This is a genomic window from Paenibacillus sp. MER TA 81-3, assembly GCF_023713585.1.
Classification (GTDB): Bacteria; Bacillota; Bacilli; order Paenibacillales; family Paenibacillaceae; genus Paenibacillus_B; species Paenibacillus_B profundus.
Genome location: NZ_JAMAWB010000002.1, coordinates 179,549 through 199,028, shown reverse-complemented (window position 1 = coordinate 199,028; position 19,480 = coordinate 179,549). Strand labels below are relative to the sequence as shown.

The following is a 19,480-nucleotide window of genomic DNA, read 5'->3' as shown; positions in this document are numbered from 1 at the left end:
TAGGGAGATCAGATGATGAAGCTATTATTTCGCTTGAAAGACTCCTCGATTTTTATGAAAATCATGGCGGCGTTCATGACGGTGCTGCTTCCGCTCATTATGATCACGTGGCTCATCAATCACAAGGGAGCGGAAAGCATTCAGGCGGAAATATCGCGGTCGACCATGAACACGACCCGGTTCTATCTCGATTCGCTCGAGAAGGAGGCGGATCGGATCATGCGATATTTGCCCAACTATGTTATGGACAGAGATTTGCTGGAACTAGCGGCGACGGGCAGAGATATGACCGATTACGAACGAGCGCAGAAAATAACGGCCATTCAGCAGCGGCTTGATCTAATGAAAAATTCGAGTCCGTTCATAAGGGAAGCGAAAGCTTACATTCCGCTGCTTGAACGAACCATTCTCAGTCTGCAATACGAAACGGCAATTGATCAGCAGGAATATAAGGCCATGCAGCTTAGCGCCAAGCATTACGATGAACCGTTCATCTATTGGCGGAATCGCTTGTTCATCAGCATGCAGTATCCAGCGAATTCCTTCAAGGAGCCGCTGTATGCCGTTAGTGTGGAGCTGTCCATTCGCGAAATAAAGGAGGCGCTTGACCAAATTGCCGGCTCGCTGGGCGGAGCAAGCGTGCTTTTGAATTTGGATCGCGACTGGGACATTCAGAGCAATGGCAATTCGGAATTGATGGAGCAGATCAAGGCTTTTGCGCAGGAGAAGCGGCGCGGAGGAATGGAAGAAGGCTACGAAATGGTGCGATATGGCAGCGAGAGCTATTTGACCGTGTATAAGTATTCTCCGTTATGGAATTCGTACTCGATCACGTGCATTCCGGAATCCACCATTTTGGGGCCGCTTCAGACGTATCGGCAATGGTTTTGGTGGGCATGCGCCCTCGCGATCTGCGTTGGGCTGTTCTTCTCGTATTCGCTGTTCAAGCTCATCTATCGTCCATTAATGCGACTGATCCATTCGTTTAAGCGGGTGCAGCGGTTCAATCTGCAGCCGATCCCGATCGATCGCGGACATGACGAGTTCGGTTATCTATATCAAGCCTTTAATGATACAATTCAATCATTGAAGACGTTGATCGAGCAAAATTACGAACAACAAATTCGCAACCAAAGGTCAGAGTTGAAACGGCTGCAAGCCCAAATCAATCCTCACTTTTTATACAACTGCTTCTTTGTGCTGTGCCGGTTAATCAAGTCTGAGCATAAGGAGAAGGCCTATCAATTTTGCTTGTACATCGGCGAATATTTTCAATTTATTACACGGAACGATGAAGACGAGATACCGCTTGAGCTGGAAGTGAAGCATTCCCGCACGTATGTGGATATGCAGTCGATCTGCTACGGAGATCGCATCCGCGTCTGGTTCGACGTAGAGACACCGCACATCTTCGTTCCACGTCTCATTCTGCAGCCCATTATCGAGAATGCCTATAAGCATGCACTCGGCAACTTGTTGGCAACCGGCGAATTGTGGGTGCACAGCGAGCAGAAGGCGGAAGGGATTGCAATCTGCGTAGAGGACAACGGCAACAGCATGAGCGATGAAGAGCTGGAGCGGTTGTTGAATCGATTAAGACATTCCGCGGAATGTATCGACGAAACGACGGGACTTATTAATGTGCATCGGCGGATTCAGCTCCGTTATGGCGCAGATTACGGAATTGAGGTATCTCGCTCCGAGCTTGGCGGACTCAGAGTGCATATCTATCTCGGCATGAAGTAAAGGAGGAACCTGCATGTATCGGCTGCTCATCGTCGACGATCTGCCTATTATTGTAGATGGCCTGCTTGAACTGTTCGAACAGACGGAACGTTTGGAACTCGATATTATGAAAGCGTATTCTGGCGAAGAGGCTTTGGATGTGTTGCAGAATTACCGCGTCGATATCGTCATTTCAGACATCAAGATGCCGGGACTGGAAGGGATTGAATTATTGCAAGAAATCAAATCCCAATGGCCGGCCTGCAAAGTCATCTTTCTGACCGGGTACAACGATTTCCATTATATTCAGAGCGCCATCACCTGCGGCGGGTTCGATTACATCTTGAAGGTGGAGAGCGACGATAAGATCATTCGCTCTGTCGAACGGGCGATCGCGTTGCTGGAGGAAGAAGGCGACCAGCGCCAAATGGTAGAGCGGGCCAACAACCGTATGCGGCAGGCGCTGCCTTTGCTGCAGAAGGAGTACGCTTGGGAGCTTCTGCAAGGAAAGCAGGAGACGGCAAGCGAGTTGGCACGGCATTTGCGGGAATTCGATATTCCTCTGCAGGCGGATCTGCCGGTGCTGCTGTTGCTCGGGCGAGTGGATGCATGGAAAGACACGTTCACGACGCCGGACAAGGCGCTGCTTATTTACGGGGTGCAAAATATAACCGAGGAATATGTAGCACCATATGTGCGCTGTTATTCATGTGTATACGACACGTCCAAAATCGTCTGGCTCATCCAACCGCGGGAGCTCGCGCTGGCAAGCCTTGCTTCGGAGCCATCTGCATCCTGCGAGATGCAAGCGTCAGGCGTATCCGATTCTGCTGCATGGAGAAACATGTACTCGTGCTTAAGCGACACGCTGGAGACGGTTCAGCGGACTTGCAAGCAGCTGCTGCAAGTGTCTGTTTCATTCGCTATGAGCAGCGGACCGACAGAGTGGCACACCGTCTCCGACCGCTTCCATATGCTGAAGTATTGTTTCGTATATGGCCTTGGCTTGTCCAGCGAGGTCATTCTGACTGACTCTGACATCTTGAAGCAGCAAGAGAGCGAGACAGGAGGGACAACGAACGATTTTTTTCGCCATACCCGCATTCAGCTGCTCGTGAAATGCCTGGAGAACAACCATCGGGAGGAATATTACAAGCTGTATCTCCATCTGACGAAAATATGGAGTGACGATACGTACGCCTATGAACGAAAAATGGAGCTGTATCATTCCATGGCGGCCACTTTTTTGTCGTTCTTGAGCCAAAATGAAGCGTTCAAGCAGAAGGTAATCACTGTCCTCGACTTGGCTCCATTATACCAGAGGGACGATTCGGTATCTTGGCTGAATTTGAAGCAGTATTTTTTGAAAATGGCCGATTGCTTGTTTGAACGACAGGCTGCACAAGGGGAGCAGATGCCGGTTGAATTAGTCACAAAAGTGCACCGGTATATCGAAGATAACGTAGCGACCGATATATCGCTGTGTGCCATCGCAGATTATGTCGGGTTGAATCCATCTTATTTTTCCAGACTATACAAGCAAATGACCGGGATCGGGCTATCCGACTATATTAACGACTATCGCAACTTGCAAGCGAAAAAATGGCTGCTGAACAGCTCTATGAAGGTCAATGAAATCGCAGCTGCGCTTGGCTATAATTCTGCATTGGCCTTTATCCGGTTTTTCAAGAAGCAAAATCAATCGACACCGCAAGAATATCGGATGCAGCGCCAATACAAGGAAGTCAACAACGGTATATGAAAGTAAGGAGCAATCTATATAACGCTAAACGAAGCCGGCCAGAGCTCAAGATTTCTTATATTTTGGCTCGGGCACGGCCTCGTCACTTAAACGTTCACTTGATCTGAAAGATTATGATTCGTTTCAAACGTATTTTACAGTTTAGCTCCACTATTTTGCGGGGGCGAAGTAAGCCCCATTGGAAAATATACAGTCAAATGTATCATCGAACGCAATCGCTTATCGGAAGATAATTAGTTCAACTTATAAAGATTGAAGAAAAAGGATATTCACTTACTATTTATGGATACATCAGGGAAGATTGACAACGAGTTCCTATATTGATACAGTATGAACAACGAGGCATTTCGCTCCATACAGGGCGAGATGCCTTCGTGCATATTTGTGCCTTTTTACATTTAATGGACAACTGAGAAAGGAATGATGCAATGATTCAGGTGAAGGAGTTTTTAGATTTAGGTACCGCTTCAGCGGAGAAGAAGGCCAATGAATTTTTGGCTACGCTGCAAGACGACCAAGTGATCGATATTAAGTATTCGGCAGGTTATCGCTCGAATCGTGATACATCTGAGCAGAGAAGCTGCATTATGGTCATTTATCGAACCAACGATCATACAGGCATGCATGAGCCGTAGTGACGGGCAAAATAATGAACACGTAGAGGAGTTAATTGACATGACACATTGTTTTAAAGCGGTAACAAGAACGAATGAGAAGCGCTCCGCCTTGCGGGGACTGCGCAACGAGGGCAGAATCCCTTGCGTTATTCTCGACAAAGGAAGCAGCACCATGATTCATATCGACTCGAAGGAATTTACAAAATGGGTCAGAGACGGTCTTAGCAACAAGCTGGAGCTGAGCATTGACGGGGCAGGCAGCGTGTCCGTAGAAGTGAAGGCCATTCAGCGCCATCCGGTCACGAACGAAATTCTCCATGTCGATCTGCTTCCTGCAGACGGCGTAGCTGCTATTGCTTAGAGCCAAATCATACGTATGATAATCTGTATGGACTCATAAACCTTATCATATGGTAAAAAGAAGTCAGGGGAACAATGCCTCTGGCTTCTTTTTGAGTTGGGGGTTCATGAGGTATACGGGGCTGTCTTCTGAAAGCCTGCACAGCGTATCTCCTTCTTCGAGTTCTTGGTCCTTTTTGGTCGTGAGACCATATTCTGATGGAAGGGGAGAGTGAAGCAAGGCGGTCGGAGGAACAACTTGCCCATACTCCAAACGCCATTTAACCTGCTAATTCCCCAGTGATGGTGGACAATTAATAAGCTTTACGAATGAAAATTGCGAAAAAGTTTCACAAGAATGCCGAATGGCAAACCATTTTGATGTAAAATATGATATATATCATCAATAGGAAACAATCGAGGTGTAGCATGATTATTTTGAAGAGCAAACAAGAAATTATGGAAATGCAGAAGTCGGGCAAGCTTTTGGCCCAATGCCACGCAGAAATTAAAAACATGATCAAACCGGGTGTGACCACACATGACATCGACCAATTCGTAGAAAAATTTCTCGAGCAGCATGGAGCGACACCCGAGCAGAAAGGGTATCACGGCTATCCCTTCGCGACTTGCGCTTCCGTCAATGACGTCATCTGCCATGGCTTCCCGAACAAGGAACCGTTGAAGGAAGGGGATATCGTCACGATCGACATGGTCGTCAATCTCAATGGCGCTTTGTCCGACTCGGCTTGGAGCTATCGGGTAGGGGAGGTGTCGGAAGAGGCCGATCGATTGTTGAAGGTGACGGAGCAATGCCTGCACCTGGGTATCGAGCAGGCGGTCGTAGGCAACCGGATTGGAGACATCGGCTACGCCATTCAACATCACGCTGAACCGCTCGGCTATTCAGTCGTAAGGGACTTCATCGGACATGGCATTGGAAAAAGCATGCATGAGGAGCCGCAAGTCCCTCATTACGGCATTCGCAACCGCGGTGTAAGATTGAAGGAAGGCATGGTCATTACGATTGAACCGATGCTGAACACAGGAGCGTATCATGTCAAGCTGGACAGCGACGGCTGGACCGCTCGAACGGCGGACGGCAGCCTGTCCGCTCAATATGAGCATACGCTTGCCATTACGGAGGATGGTCCGCTCATTTTGACTAAGCTGTAATCCGTATCTATCATACTGAACATGCTTAGCATGAACCGTGCGCTCCCTAAAACGGTGTTCCGTGGCGGGAGCGCATTTTTGTTTTTTCATCGGATTTATCCCGTATGCCGTTGAGAGCGCGAACGATTATTCCTGCAAGCCGATCGCAGCAATTAAAATGAAGAAGGAAATCCAAAAATAAAGTAAGATAATCCAATGAATTGTGAACGGCAATAGTTATAATAGCACTATACCATTAGAAGTGTTATTAATTATGGTATGTAGCATTCGATTTTGATTCAACCAAGAGAGAGAAGCAGATAAAGAGGTGTCTAGGATATGAGTGTGAAGGCAATCTTGCTGGGGGCCGGAGTGCGTGGCGCGGAAGTATACGCGAAGCATGCATTGCAATACCCGGAAGAACTGCAATTTGTAGCCGTTGCCGAACCGGATGAGAAAAGACGGGCTTCTTTCGCGCGAGAGTATAATATTGCTGACGAACATGTATATGCGGACTGGAAGGACGTATTTCAACAGCCTCGCTTCGCGGATGCTGTATTCATTTGCACGCAGGATCGGATGCATTACGACGCAGCGATGACAGCGCTTGAAAAAGGGTATCATATCTTGCTCGAAAAGCCAATCTCGCCATCGCCTATCGAATGTGTAGAGATTGAGGAGGCTGCACTGCGGCACCGTCGCATTTTAACGATATGCTATGTTCTCCGTTACACGCCGTTCTGGTCTACAATTAAACAGATTATCGATCGGGGCGATATTGGCAAGGTCGTAAATATCCAATTAAGCGAGAATGTGGGCTTTGCGCATATGGCACACAGCTATGTGCGAGGCAACTGGCGCAGCACGGAGCATTCCAGCCCGATGATACTTGCGAAGTCGTGCCACGATCTAGATATTATTTTGTGGCTGATGGCCCAAGATTGCAAGCGGTTAACTTCATTCGGCTCTCTGTTTCACTTCAAGAAGGAAAATATGCCGGAGGGGGCAACCGAGCATTGCACAGACGGTTGTCCGCATGTTGAGGACTGCTGTTATTCTGACTTGCGTTATTATTTAGGAGAAGGACGCCGACGCGCGCTTCATTTCTCTACAGATCTATCTGATGAAAGTATTCGCGAGAAGGTTGGTCATACGCCATATGGCCGCTGTGTATACCGATGTGACAATGACGTCGTCGATCACCAAGTGGTTAATATGGAATTCGAAAATGGAGCGACGGCCTCTTTCACCTTATCGGCATTTACCCATGATAGCTCGCGTACGGTGCAGATTTCAGGGACACGTGGTGAAATTAGAGGGAATATGCAGAAGCAATCATTCACGGTGTTTGATTTTGCAAGCAACCGCTCTCATGAAATAAAGGTCCATGATGAAGGAAGTGAAGGCTGCAGCATTATGCTTAGCGAGTTCTGCCATCTTATTCAATACCCGAATAATACGTATGCGCAAGCTTCGTTGCGTGGTTCCGTACAGAGCCATATGATGTCCTTTGCAGCAGAGGAATCTCGATTGCAGCATGGAAAACCGATAGAAATATCGGAAATTACACAACGCTACAGACAATTTTCCGGCTGTGAAGCAGTTGGTTCTTGTTAATGGCTTTGGAATTGTTCCGAATTATGAAGCCTGGAGGAGTGTGTTTACTCACGCAAACCATTGTTATGATAAATCGCCCGCTTCAGGCTTTAGCATCACTGAACGTGGAGATAGCTGTCCTCTGTCCGACGGGTATGTCAGGTAGTTCACTGAACAGGATCTGGAGGAAGGGTTATCGCTATCTCCATTTATCATTATTGATAGCTCCCCCAAGGGAATATGATCGCCACGTTCTGGCGTATAATTGCGAAACAGTACTTCCCCATGCTGCGCCCCCGCGCCATAGCGAAACGATAGAATAATTACCGCTGCTATATTTAACCTCATGGCTGTTTTAATCCCTAAAATATATTAAGCTTTAAAGTATCCGACCCATGGGAAAAACTTAATTCCGACGACGATGATGATGCCCAGAATATCTGCCTGGAGCATGTTGTCGATTATTTTCAAGAATACTTGGACAATTAGAAGGGCAAGGGAATCGATGTATTTGCATCAAGAACGTCATCGTAGCCGATCGCCGATGTAGAAGGAGGTTGCACGCTCTTGAAAAAATTATTGATATCCGCTATTTTCACCATTGCCGTCATCGGAGCGATATGGTTCGTGTATAAGTCACAATCTGCTGATGACTCAAGCGATTCAATCGTCAGCGCCATCGAGAAGGTGCGAGGGGACGCGTATGTCGGTTATATCATTCATGAACAGCCGGTAGAGGGCGGAGTCGTCGTATTCTTCCTGCGGAATGCTACTGGAAACAAAGCCGCATCTGCGGTCTCTACGGAATATGTGAAGAAGACATCATCAGGTTGGAAATGGGGATATGGCGGCAGTTTCTCTGCTTCCAATTTACATATGACGCTTCCTGAGCAGCAAGCGCGTGACAACCCCATTCCGATTGGCAATGCAAGCATGTATGTGCCGAGCACGGCAGGCTCGGAATTCGGGGACAGCCCGTTTCCGATGCTCGTCGGCGTCGTCGTACATCCAGACGAGGTGAGAGTGGTTGTCAAGGATGGAGTGAAGGGGCTTGAAAGGCAAGCGGAGCTCATCAAAGTAAGCGATTCGTTCAAATTGTACTATTCTTTTTTGGATGAGGTTCAGGGACAACAGCTGTATATTACCACTTATAATGACAATGGCGACATCGTGCGGGAGGATATCATCGATGAAACGGTGACTATCACTACGACAACCAATCCGGAATAGCGAAAAAACAATGAGGTGGTGGCATAGCATAACAGATCGAATCTATTTTATTAACACTCCGTGACCGAATGGTCATCGCATCATTCGCTTTGATTGGAGCGCACATTTTAAATCCGAATATGATGATTACTTAAAGGAAGAGTGGGCGAGCAAGCCGGGACTTTATTTTGATTTCACCTGGAAACGGCGTCATTCTGCTGGAAAGCTTGGGCGGACGCGCGAATCGCATCGTGTCTCTCATCGCGCAGCTCCAGCAGCTCGGTGCCTTCGAACTCTGTACCGGCATCATTCTCGGCTCCTTCACCGAGTTGGAGCAGCACGGGGAGTACGCCATCGTTGAAGAATAAGTTGCATCTGCGGCTGACCCCGGAGGAAACGGCCGATGAAATTTGGCGCAGGGCATGGACAGAGGCGCTAGTTTTGCCGTAGGCTTATAGTAGTTCAAAAAGGGACTCTTTTGGAACAGTGATAAGTAGAGACTCATTCGTAATGATCTCAGCTAAGGAAAGGATGAATTGCAATGGAACAATGGGAGTATAAGACGTTGAAAATTAAAACAGGGGGTTTCCTCGGCGGCAAGGTCGACGAAAAATCGTTCGAAGATGAGCTGAATCAGCTTGGCATGGATGGCTGGGAGTTGGTATCCTGCTTCGATACAAGTCTATCGGGCCAGACGACCGACGTCATCTCGGTATTCAAAAGAAGGAAGAAAATGTGATGCTGTTCACTGCCAATAGGATCCATGTCAGACCGCTCCGTGACAGTGACGCTACCCTGCTTGTCACGTGGCTGTCGGATCCCGAAGTGCTGCGTTATTATGAAGGCAGAGATCGCCCGCACGACCTCGCGATGGTCCAGAAGCATTTTTATGGGCGCTCCCGCGACATTACACCGTGCATTATAGAGTATGATGATACGGCCATCGGATACATTCAATATTACTCGCTCGCGGAAGAAGAACGTCAGGAATATGGTTATGAAGAATCCGAGGGACGAATTTTCGGGATGGATCAATTTATCGGAGCAACGGAGTATTGGAACAAAGGGATTGGAACCGAGCTGGTTCAAGCCATGGCACGTCATTTAACAACGGAACATCATGCCGATAAAATCGTCATGGATCCGCAAACGTGGAATGAGCGCGCGCTTAAAGTGTATGAGAAGTGCGGATTTCATAAGGTCAAATTACTGCCGCAGCATGAATATCACGAAGGCGAAATGCGGGACTGCTGGCTCATTGAATACGAAGCAAACCAAGCGTGAAAAATCTCGGCATATCATTACAATGTGAAAGGGAGGACATATGCTCTATCATTTCAGCGAGGAACCGGATATCGAAATATTCAAGCCACGGCCGCCGACTTCGTTTCCGCAATATCCGCCTATGGTATTCGCGATTGATGAGGCTAGCGCTGTGCATTACTTTTTCCCAAGGGACTGTCCCCGGGTCATTTATTGGAAAGCGGCGTGGTCGACAGAGGAAGATCGCGATTTTTTCTTCGCGAATACGACCGTAAACAAAATTATCGTCGTCGAAAATGGGTGGCTGGAGCGAATCCGCAGTACGAAGCTATATGTATATACGTTTCCCGCGGAGAAGTTTCAATTGTTCGAAGAAGCCAAAACGGCTGGGTATTACACAGCTGCTGAGGAAATCGTTCCTTTGCAGGTCGAGCCGGTCGGCGATTTGCTAGAGCGAATCGCGAGCCAGCACGTAGAATTGCGGTTCACCCCGGATTTGCATCCCATTCGCAATAGCGTTATTGCTTCTACGCTGGATTTTTCCATCATTCGCTTCAAACATGCGGCGAAGGCGAACGCAACCATTGAGCATAGGAGAGAGCATTATGGTTAGAAAAGAGTATATCGACACGTTCACGAGCAATATGGAGCATACAGGTGTTAAGCTGCGGGATGAGGTTCATTCCGAAGGGCTGTGGCACCAAACGTTTCATTGTTGGTTATGGAGGGTGGAGAACGGGAAAGCGCACCTTTTGTTTCAAAGAAGACATAGCAAAAAGAAAGATTACGCCGGGCTATTGGATATTACGGCAGCAGGACATCTGGAAGCCGGGGAACGTCCGCTGGATGGCGTCCGAGAGTTGAGGGAGGAGCTAGGAATTGACTTGGATCCGTCACAGCTCACCTATACCGGTGTCATTTCCGATTCGATTAAGGGCGACAACATCATTGACAATGAGTTAGGCCATGTTTTTTTCCATGAGTATCAAGGCTCTTTAACGGATTTCCGATTGCAGGAAGATGAAGTCACTTCGATTGTCACAGTCGAAGTTGGGCATTTTCGCTTGCTGTTTACCCATGAAGCAGAGAGCATTGCTGGAACAGAATTCGTGCCTGTGCACGGTCCTGCTGGCGTGGAGGTGAAGCTGACGATGGGCGATTTTGTTCCGCATGAACGTACATATTATGAGTTTATATTGGACCACCTAGCAAGTTGTGTGGAGTGAACCAGAGCCCGCAAATACTTGAAAATACTCGAAATTATAGTAGAAGGACTGAACTGCCAAGCATCGAAAGGAGTTACAGCAGATGAAGGAAGAAAGGGCACTGATAAAGGACTATTTGGATTCGTTTCTGACAAACGTTGATCCATTAGCGCTCATGAGTGTGGAGGAAAATGTGCCGGATGATATGAGAGCCGGTGAAGTAGATGAAGAAGGTTGGGTGAACTGGAAGCTCATCCCCTCTACTATTGCCGATGAGGAAATTCGGGAATTGGAAGCTGAGTTCTCGATCTCCTTTCCACCACTATTGAAGGCATTGCTCCAAACGTATCATTATATCGATCTACACTTCAATAACGTGAAGGAAGAGGACGGATATAAAGGCGATTGCCAGTTCATTGAAATGCCTGCGATGTCGTCGGAGGACAGGCTGTCCAACTATCGGTTCCTGCTTCAGTCCTGGGAGCCGTTGTTAGCGGCAGGTTATGTTCCTTTTACGGAATGTGAAGACAGTCAAGGCCCTGTCTGCTTCGACACGTTGAGAATGGACGAAGACGGCGATTGCCCCGTCATATGGATTCTGCACGATTATTTGCATGAGCTGGGGGAAGATGGGTCTCGGGTACGAGCGAATGTGCTGCCGTACGTAAATGACATCTTTGCTTCATTCCGTGAAATGATCATGACGTTATGCTCACTGCGGAATACAGAAGAACAAAAAGAGGACTAATCTTCCAGGTCATAATCGCACGTCTCCAGATCATCCATAGGAACCTTCAATGCTTCTGACATGCCGACCCTCCTTTCCCAACGAAGCTAGTTTGGAAAATGTTCTTTTTTTGTGGCTCACGAAAAAACTTCAGGTTAATCCAGATAAAGGCGTGCGCATTCTGTGCGAGTTGATTGAACACCGGAAGCTGTATGTGAAAGACAGAGCCATTTTTATCGCAGGCGAGCAGAAGATAGAGGAGGCCCGTCCTTACTTGGAAGCGGCGCTCGCCGACTATCGAATCCCGCCTGCAGAGAGCGATCCAATTCGCGGTGGTGGCCGGGCTCACTCCAGACGCATATGCGACCAAGCCACAATTGCGCTAGACAAGCTAAATCAAGGTTAACGGCTGATAACTGGTGAGATGAGGTTGGTGACATAACTGTTGCGCTTTGATAAGGAAACGGAGAGACAAGGCACGTGATTCGTTACGGTTGTATAACAGATATGAACCTTAGTGCTTCCAGTCAACGACTATACTCTGAAAAGATCTTATCGCCACTCTCCTATTCATTCAGAATGATTCATCCCTCCGTATGGGGGAAGTTGTGTGCCTGTCTTCTCCCCGTTCCGTGCAACGTTAGTCCTCAGCCTGTGCAGCATGTCATGCTACCGCATAACTGCCATGCCACATTACAGTTGAGCGTTGGGGTGACTCGTGAAATCGTTGTTTCTGATCGGAGGGGAGAGTGACTATAAGCACCAAACGGAGAGAGCTCGTCTCCCCAAATGTGGATTCGGACATTCATGGAATGACCGGACGACGTCCCTATGATGCGACGAACGGTCAGGGTCAGACAGCCTTTCATAGGGCCAATGACTGGTCTTCGCTCACTGGTTTGGTGCCCAAGCAACAACCAGTCATCTCAAATTTCAATATCCTCATGCAATGGGTAAAGTGAAATACCCGCTCGGTATGGATGCTTGTTGCCATCCAACTGCACAACTACAGTTAGCTTGTTCTGTGAACGTTACTCCTCAGACTGTGCAGCAGTGAAGCATGGAATTACATTAGATCCAAGCGGCTGCTCAAGTAAATTTTGTCGTCTCGTATGAAAAACAATATTGAAAACGATTTCATTTCTTGTTATACTCTGGGTGTGAGTCAGATGGGATTGTGCCAAAGTGTACATAGCGGTTCATTTTTCTGAAAATATATGACAGAGGCTGAGTTTTTAATGGACATTAAAATTGTGGATGTTTCAAGAGCAGCAAAGGTGTCTCCAACGACCGTCTCCAGAGTGTTGAATAATAACCCGCTGGTAAAGGCCGATACGAGGAAAAAGGTACTGAAGGTTATTGAGGAATTGAATTATGTGCCCCATGCTGCTGCGAAAAATCTGCGACAGCAAAAAACGTTGACCCTAGGCGTGATTGTACCGGATATTATGGTGTCCTACTACACGAATCTGGTCAAAGGCATTCAGAACAAGGCCTACTCCGAGAAATTCAAAGTCATCATTTGCGATGCGCAAAACAATAAAGATATCGAATCGGAGTATTTGCAGCTGCTCACCAACCGAAGCGTGGACGGAATGATTTTGGTGGAGTCGATGTTATCCAAGCAAGAAGTGATGGAGCTTGTTGAACGAGGGTATGTAATCGGCACGATCGGGCGCAGCATTGTGGATCCTAAAATCTTCAACGTCCAGACCAATACGGCTGAGGTTGCCCAGCAAGCGGTGGAGCATCTCATTGAGCAGGGACATAAGGACATTGCATTCATCAGCGGCTATGCGCATGCCGTAGACAGCTTTGACCGTCTAGAAGGATATATTAAAGCTTTGAGAGATCATGGCATTCCATTTCGTCCGGAGCTTGTAGAGAACGGTGATTTTAACCAAGAAGGCGGTTATGCGGCAATACAGCGTCTTTGGGCTAAAGAACTTGATTTTACGGCAGTATTCTCGGCAAATGACGAGATGGCATTAGGCGTGTATGATGCATGCCGGGAAGGGAGCATAGCCATTCCCCAAGAGCTCGCCATCGTTGGTGTTGATAATGAGAGGGTGTCCCGATACTTGACGCCGCCCCTGAGCACGATCAACCAACTGAAGGTTGAAATGGGGTACGCTCTGGCTGAATTGCTAATTCGGCAGATCAATGGTGAGCTGGATGATGACCATGACCGAATAGCGATTATTGATTCTCAACTATGCATACGCGGTTCCTCGGATTATAAAAGAACATAAGTCCGGGCTTCTTAGCCGAGGAACCCTTTTATAAAATGCACAAAAATGAAATCGATTTCATAAAAGTGTGGTTATTGGAGCTTGTATTACTAAAAGAGTGGTATTTCTACAATTGATACATATATATTCTGAATTTATGAAAACGATGTCATTTGAGAGTCTTACTACGGTTTCATGCAATTGTACCTATATATTATTAGACAAAGGGGATAACGAGATGAGCAGAAGAAAGAGTTTTTCATTATTGCTGGCTTTGTTGTTGGTTGTATCCGTATTTACTGCCTGTACGGGCGGGAACAATGCGGCTAACGAAAGCTCTAGTTCGACGAATCAGCCGGCAACCGACACGCCGAAGGAAGAAGAGAAACCATCGTGGCAAACAGAAAAGATTACGCTGAAGTTTGCAAGCTGGGAAACCCCGGAAATGGAAGCCAAGCTGTTAGAAGCTTTCATGCAGAAACACCCTAATATTACCGTTGAGAAAGATAGTTCCATTAACTGGCCTTGGACGGATTCGCTGACTGCGGCAGCTAGCGCCGGCAATCTGCCAGACGTATTTTGGGTAGAGAACGTGCCAGTTGGCGTGGAGAATGATTGGCTGTATGACCTGACGGAATTATGGGATGCTGACGAGGAAACAAAAGCCATCTATCCGAACATTGCGAAGCAAGCGGTCTATGGCGGCAAACGCCTGGCATCGCCTACCTTCCAATTCATCATGGGCGTCTTTGTGAACAAAACGCTGCTCGAGAAAAACAACATCCCGCTGCCGGGCTACGATTGGACGATTGATGAAATGATCGGCATCGCGAAGAAAGTATCCAATCCGGCAGAGCATATTTACGGGATTGGGGGCCCGTGGGGCAACCTGTCCTTCGATGAGCATTGGCCGGCGTTGAGTGATGCATCTATGGGCAACAGCACCTTTGATGGCGAGAAGTTTCATTTCACGAATCAGCAATGGATCGATGGCTACAATCAGAAGCTTGAGCTTCGCCGACTGAAAGTGGAGGAGAAAATGACCGGTGAAGAGAAAAAAGCCGTGTTCGGAGACGAAGGGGCATGGCCTATGCAAAAAGGGCACGTTGCGCTCGGGATCGACGGTTCTTGGAACATGGCAGCATTGGGGGCGCAAATGGAAAAGGATGGAGCAGGCAAGCTTGATTTCTATCCGTATCCCCGTGGCAAAGCGGGACAAAGAATGCCGATCGTTCTGGACTACATTGGCATATCCTCCACGACGAAGCATCCAGAAGCCGCTTATGAGTTAATGAAGTTCATGACGTGGAGCAAAGAAGGCTGGTTGACTCGTCTCGACTTGAATAAGGAATTAAATATCGATATCGATAAATTTCCGGTTGCCGAATTTTCGGAAGTGTGGGAGAAAATGGACGGACAGTTGAAGATGGAGGGCGTGAAAGCGGCAATCAAGCTGTTTGATCAAGCGGTGCCTGGCTTCGGCAAGACGCTCCCGGGCTGGAGAGAATACAATGTCTGGCTGAATGATGAGCAGAAGCTGTCTGAAAAATTCGTTAAAGGCGAATTGAAGCCAGCGGATAAAGCGAAAGAGATGGAAGACAAGGCGAATGAGTTCGTCAGCCAAGCGATGCAACGAATAAATCAATAAACGCCATTGACCGTAGGTGCGTGAGAATATGCCAAGAGGTTTTTCAAAAATCCCCCCTTTTGATCGCATGTTAACTCTTTCGCACCTACGGCATTACTAAAGAAGTAGGCAGGGAAGAGACCATGAAAAAAACTTATCGAACATTGCTGATATGCATCATGATCGCAACTCTTCTTGTTGGCGGGTATAAGGCGCCACGAACGCAAGCGCAGGCGGAGTCGGAGCAGCCAGTGCCGCTACAGGCTGGTGAAGTTGAGAATGCACACCATTTGCTTGAGCCAAGCTACACGGAAAAGCTGCAAGAGTGGTCCGAGGTTCCCATAATCCCAAATATACAAATTGCCGTGTCACCCAGCAAGGATGAGACTAACCAAGGCTTAATTGTTTCCCAGTCGGAAAGCTTCGGATATGGTGGAGATACGGTGCGTTGGAATAAGGATACGAAGGTCACATTGAATGTCAACGTCGAAGAACCCGGATTATATCAACTTGCTTTTGATTACTACATATTGAATGACAGTATTTTACCTACCGAGGGTTATTTGCAAATTAACGGACAATATCCGTTCTATGAGAGTCGCCGCATCCTGTTCCCGAGTCTGTGGCAGAACAAGCCGCTCGCAGAAAAATGGGATCGGTATGGCAATGAGCTGCTGCCTCGTTCACAGAAAGTGAAGCAATGGCGAACGGTATACGCCATGGATGCGAGTTATTTTCATATGGAGCCGCTCAAGTTCAAGCTGGAGAGAGGCATAAACACCATAACGCTAGTCAACACCAGGGGGGAAATGCTGCTGGGCAATGTGAACATCAAAGTCCCTGATCAAATAGAAACGTATGATGATTACTTGAAGAGCCAGCCAATTGTAGATGAAAGCGTAAAGCATATGGAGACGCTTCTGATTACCGAAGCGGAGCAGCCGCTCTTTAAGAATGATTCCTCCATTCGGGCGGCCTCGGCACGTGAAAGCCGGCTCACTCCGTACGACACGGAAAAGCAGCTGCTCAATATTATCGACCCGAGATCCTATGAAAAAGGCGGGCAGTCGCTGACCTGGGAGCTGGACGTGCCGCAGGATGGGTATTACCGCCTTGCATTCAAATACTTGCAGGAGACCAAATTCGATCTGCCTGTGTTCCGCAGAATTGAGATCGACGGAGTCGTTCCTTTCCGCGAAGTGGACAATTATGCCTTCCACTTCACAAAGAAATGGAAAAATGAAACACTCGGCAACGGGGATGATCCGTACCGATTTTATTTGAGCAAGGGCAAGCATACGCTGGCTATGACCGTTAACCTCTCGAGCATGCGTCCATTGGCTGAGGATATCGTGTCCAAGATGAAAGAGATCAACCGCATGACGTTGGAAATCAAGAAGTTGACTGGCAACAAAGCGGACGCGAACCGAGATTGGAATCTGCTCGAATATATGCCAGGCCTGGATAAGCAGCTGCTGAAGTGGGCGGATGATCTGGATCAACGCTTTCTCGAAATTAGCATGCTGAATCCAGAGGTGGAGGAGATTGGCGAAATTGTGAATCTGAAGCTCGCTTCGAAGCAGCTGCGCACAATCGCCAAAAATCCGAACGAGCTGCCCAATCGTCTGAACCTGTTCTCAGAGGGCTCCGCATCCGCGGCTCAGCTGCTCGGCACGCTGTTGCAGAAGATTTCAGAGTCTCCGCTTGCCTTGGATCGTATTTATCTGTTCCAGGAGGAGGATGACAAGCTTCCATCGCCCAATGCAGGTTTTTTTGAAAAGCTGTGGGAAGCGATCAAACGCTTCTTCTTGTCCTTCACGAATCAATCCTACTCCAGCTCGAACGAGGCGGCAGACGAACTGGAAGTATGGGTGAACCGTCCTAGGCCATTCGTGGAGCTGATGCAGAAGATGATTGATGAACAGTTTACACCTGCAACGAGGATCGCTGTTAAGCTGTCCATCATGCCGGATGAGAACAAGCTCGTCTTGGCCAATGCATCCAATCGGCAGCCTGACGTTGCCTTAGGCGTCAGCAACTGGATTCCATATGAGCTGGCGATCCGTGGGGTTGCAATGGATCTGCGGCAATTCACAGGCTACGAAGAGATCGTCACACGATTCTCCAAAGGCGCGATGATTCCATTCTCCTTCGGGGACGGCGTCTACGCACTGCCGGAAACACAAAACTTCTGGGTGATGTTCTATCGGCAGGACATTCTTGACACGTTGAAGCTAAGTCCGCCGGACACGTGGGATGAAGTCGTGGAGATGCTGCCTGAGCTGCAGCGGCTGGGCATGAACTTCTACGAACCGCTTGCGCTATACAAAGGCTTCAAGCCGTTCAACGCGACGACGCCGTTCATTTATCAATTTGACGGAGAACTGTTCGGCGAGGGCGGCATGAGCACCGCCATTGACAGCGAGCAAGCGCTGGAAGGCATTAAGTTTATGACGGACTTATTTACCATTTATAATTTGCCGCAGGACGTACCGAATTTCTACCATCATTTCCGTTACGGCACGATGCCGGTCGGGATATCTGACTTTAATACGTACATTCAGCTGAAGGCGGCAGCTCCAGAAATCGCCAACATGTGGAAGATTGCTCCGCATCCGGGAGTGGAAAAGGCAGATGGAACGGTGGAGCGCTGGGCGCCGGCAGGCGGACAGACGGGTATGATCTTCAACGGCACCAAGTACACGGAAGAGTCCTGGGAATTTCTTGAATGGTGGTTATCCACTCCGATTCAAGTTGAGTTTGCCAATCTCATGCAGACGACCTTCGGCATGACCTACATGTGGAATACCGCCAACCTCGAGGCGCTGGAGCAGGTGCCTTGGTCGGAGGAAGACAAGCAAGTAGTTATAGAGCAATTCGAATGGGTGCGGGAGCCGTCTCGCGTACCGGGCGCCTACATGGTTGAGCGGGAAATAAGCAACGTATGGAACCGAGTCGTGTTCAACGGAGACAATCCGCGGACCGCCATCGATGATGCGGTGGTGCGTACGAATCGGGAAATCATGCGCAAAATGGAGGAGTTCGGCTACTACGCGGATGGCAAGATGATCAAGCCTTATCCGGTCCCGACCATATCAACGATAGACAAGTGGGTTGAGCGAAAATGAAGACACGCAGATGGAATGAAGCTTACCTGTTTCTGACGCCCTATATTGTAATGTTCGGAACGTTTATCATCATCCCGGTGCTAGTGGCGATAGCCCTCTCCTTCACTTATTTCAATACGGTGGAGATGCCGAGATGGCTCGGGTTCAAAAACTATATTGATCTGCTGACGCATGATGAGATTTTCATGCAGCATGTCCTGCCCAACACGATTAAATTCGCTTTGATCGTGGGGCCGGGCGGCTATCTCATCTCGTTCCTGCTCGCGTGGATGCTGGCGCAAATTCCACAGAAGCCGCGGACGATACTTGCGCTAATCATCTATTCCCCGTCGATGACGATGGGCGTCGCAATGGCGGTCGTATGGACGATCATCTTCAGCGGCGACCAGGCGGGGTACATCAACTCGCTTCTGCTCAATATGGGGTTGATCAATGCGCCGATACAGTGGCTGCAATCGCCGGAGCATCTGATGACGATCATGATCATCGTATCCTTGTGGAGCAGCATGGGGGTGGGCTTACTCGCGATGCTCGCGGGGGTGCTCAACATTGATCAATCCATCTATGAAGCGGGATATATTGACGGTGTTAGAAACCGTTTTCAAGAAATCTTTTATATCACGATCCCGTCGATGAAGCCGCAGATGCTGTTCGGCGCGGTGATGGCGGTCGTGACAACGTTCCAAGCCGGCGATATCGGCGTCCAACTGTCCGGCGGCAACCCGACGCCGCAATATTCCGGGCAGCTCATCGTCAACCATATTTCTGACTACGGCCTTATTCGTTATGAAATGGGGTATGCAAGCGCGATTTCGGTCATTTTGATTATCGGTGTATATATGCTATCGAAATTTTCCTGGAAATTATTCGGTGAGAAAGAATAGGGGGTGCAGGCC

General features: G+C 48.3%; 18 protein-coding genes. All 18 read left to right on the top strand.

Translation table 11 applies throughout. The annotated features are described in order from the left end of the window. Nucleotides 1–15: 15 nt before the first annotated feature. The 18 genes from M3650_RS03165 to M3650_RS03080 all read left to right on the top strand — a co-directional run bounded on the left by M3650_RS03165 (nucleotide 16) and on the right by M3650_RS03080 (nucleotide 19,468). Nucleotides 16–1,746: a sensor histidine kinase gene (locus tag M3650_RS03165; RefSeq protein WP_251572297.1), complete on the top strand. Its 1,731-nt coding sequence runs from the start codon at nucleotides 16–18 to the stop codon at nucleotides 1,744–1,746. Nucleotides 1,747–1,759: 13 nt separating this feature from the next. Continuing rightward, the gene (locus M3650_RS03160) at nucleotides 1,760–3,487 is read left to right on the top strand and encodes a response regulator transcription factor (protein ID WP_251572295.1); all 1,728 of its coding nucleotides are present in this window, start codon (nucleotides 1,760–1,762) and stop codon (nucleotides 3,485–3,487) included. Nucleotides 3,488–3,915: 428 nt separating this feature from the next. Continuing rightward, nucleotides 3,916–4,122 carry a sporulation protein Cse60 gene (locus tag M3650_RS03155; RefSeq protein ID WP_019420135.1) on the top strand — a complete coding sequence of 69 codons (207 nt, stop codon included), beginning with the start codon at nucleotides 3,916–3,918 and terminating at the stop codon, nucleotides 4,120–4,122. A 40-nt stretch (nucleotides 4,123–4,162) separates the two neighbouring features. Next, nucleotides 4,163–4,465, top strand: coding sequence for a hypothetical protein (locus M3650_RS03150; protein WP_019420134.1), 303 nt, complete (start codon nucleotides 4,163–4,165; stop codon nucleotides 4,463–4,465). 407 nt (nucleotides 4,466–4,872) lie between these two features. Further along, nucleotides 4,873–5,619 (top strand): type I methionyl aminopeptidase, encoded by a 747-nt coding sequence (gene map, locus M3650_RS03145; protein WP_251572293.1) that lies wholly within the window; start codon nucleotides 4,873–4,875, stop codon nucleotides 5,617–5,619. 318 nt (nucleotides 5,620–5,937) lie between these two features. Then, nucleotides 5,938–7,215 carry a Gfo/Idh/MocA family protein gene (locus M3650_RS03140; RefSeq protein WP_019420132.1) on the top strand — a complete coding sequence of 426 codons (1,278 nt, stop codon included), beginning with the start codon at nucleotides 5,938–5,940 and terminating at the stop codon, nucleotides 7,213–7,215. Between the two features lie 546 nt (nucleotides 7,216–7,761). Beyond that, on the top strand, nucleotides 7,762–8,424 hold the full coding sequence (locus M3650_RS03135) for a hypothetical protein (protein WP_251572291.1): 663 nt from the start codon (nucleotides 7,762–7,764) through the stop codon (nucleotides 8,422–8,424). Nucleotides 8,425–8,591: 167 nt separating this feature from the next. Continuing rightward, the gene (locus tag M3650_RS03130) at nucleotides 8,592–8,771 is read left to right on the top strand and encodes a hypothetical protein (RefSeq protein ID WP_251572289.1); all 180 of its coding nucleotides are present in this window, start codon (nucleotides 8,592–8,594) and stop codon (nucleotides 8,769–8,771) included. Nucleotides 8,772–8,944: 173 nt separating this feature from the next. Beyond that, entirely contained in the window at nucleotides 8,945–9,142 is a 198-nt protein-coding gene (locus M3650_RS03125; protein ID WP_019420127.1) for a DUF4177 domain-containing protein, read from the top strand. Further along, entirely contained in the window at nucleotides 9,142–9,687 is a 546-nt protein-coding gene (locus tag M3650_RS03120; protein ID WP_251572743.1) for a GNAT family N-acetyltransferase, read from the top strand. The genes M3650_RS03125 and M3650_RS03120 overlap by 1 nt, the downstream gene beginning before the upstream one ends. A 40-nt stretch (nucleotides 9,688–9,727) precedes the next feature. Further along, entirely contained in the window at nucleotides 9,728–10,279 is a 552-nt protein-coding gene (locus M3650_RS03115; RefSeq protein ID WP_251572287.1) for a DUF6886 family protein, read from the top strand. Then, nucleotides 10,272–10,892, top strand: coding sequence for an NUDIX hydrolase (locus M3650_RS03110; protein WP_251572285.1), 621 nt, complete (start codon nucleotides 10,272–10,274; stop codon nucleotides 10,890–10,892). The genes M3650_RS03115 and M3650_RS03110 overlap by 8 nt, the downstream gene beginning before the upstream one ends. Before the next feature lie 82 nt (nucleotides 10,893–10,974). After that, nucleotides 10,975–11,619 carry an SMI1/KNR4 family protein gene (locus tag M3650_RS03105; RefSeq protein ID WP_251572283.1) on the top strand — a complete coding sequence of 215 codons (645 nt, stop codon included), beginning with the start codon at nucleotides 10,975–10,977 and terminating at the stop codon, nucleotides 11,617–11,619. Nucleotides 11,620–11,728: 109 nt separating this feature from the next. After that, nucleotides 11,729–12,004 carry a hypothetical protein gene (locus tag M3650_RS03100; RefSeq protein WP_251572281.1) on the top strand — a complete coding sequence of 92 codons (276 nt, stop codon included), beginning with the start codon at nucleotides 11,729–11,731 and terminating at the stop codon, nucleotides 12,002–12,004. A gap of 832 nt (nucleotides 12,005–12,836) precedes the next feature. Beyond that, on the top strand, nucleotides 12,837–13,850 hold the full coding sequence (locus M3650_RS03095) for a LacI family DNA-binding transcriptional regulator (protein WP_251572279.1): 1,014 nt from the start codon (nucleotides 12,837–12,839) through the stop codon (nucleotides 13,848–13,850). 217 nt (nucleotides 13,851–14,067) lie between these two features. Beyond that, nucleotides 14,068–15,477 (top strand): extracellular solute-binding protein, encoded by a 1,410-nt coding sequence (locus M3650_RS03090; RefSeq protein ID WP_251572277.1) that lies wholly within the window; start codon nucleotides 14,068–14,070, stop codon nucleotides 15,475–15,477. Between the two features lie 158 nt (nucleotides 15,478–15,635). Continuing rightward, entirely contained in the window at nucleotides 15,636–18,584 is a 2,949-nt protein-coding gene (locus M3650_RS03085; protein WP_251572275.1) for an extracellular solute-binding protein, read from the top strand. Then, nucleotides 18,581–19,468 (top strand): carbohydrate ABC transporter permease, encoded by an 888-nt coding sequence (locus tag M3650_RS03080; RefSeq protein ID WP_251572273.1) that lies wholly within the window; start codon nucleotides 18,581–18,583, stop codon nucleotides 19,466–19,468. Before M3650_RS03085 ends, M3650_RS03080 begins: the two co-directional genes overlap by 4 nt. The last annotated feature ends 12 nt before the right edge of the window (nucleotides 19,469–19,480 follow it).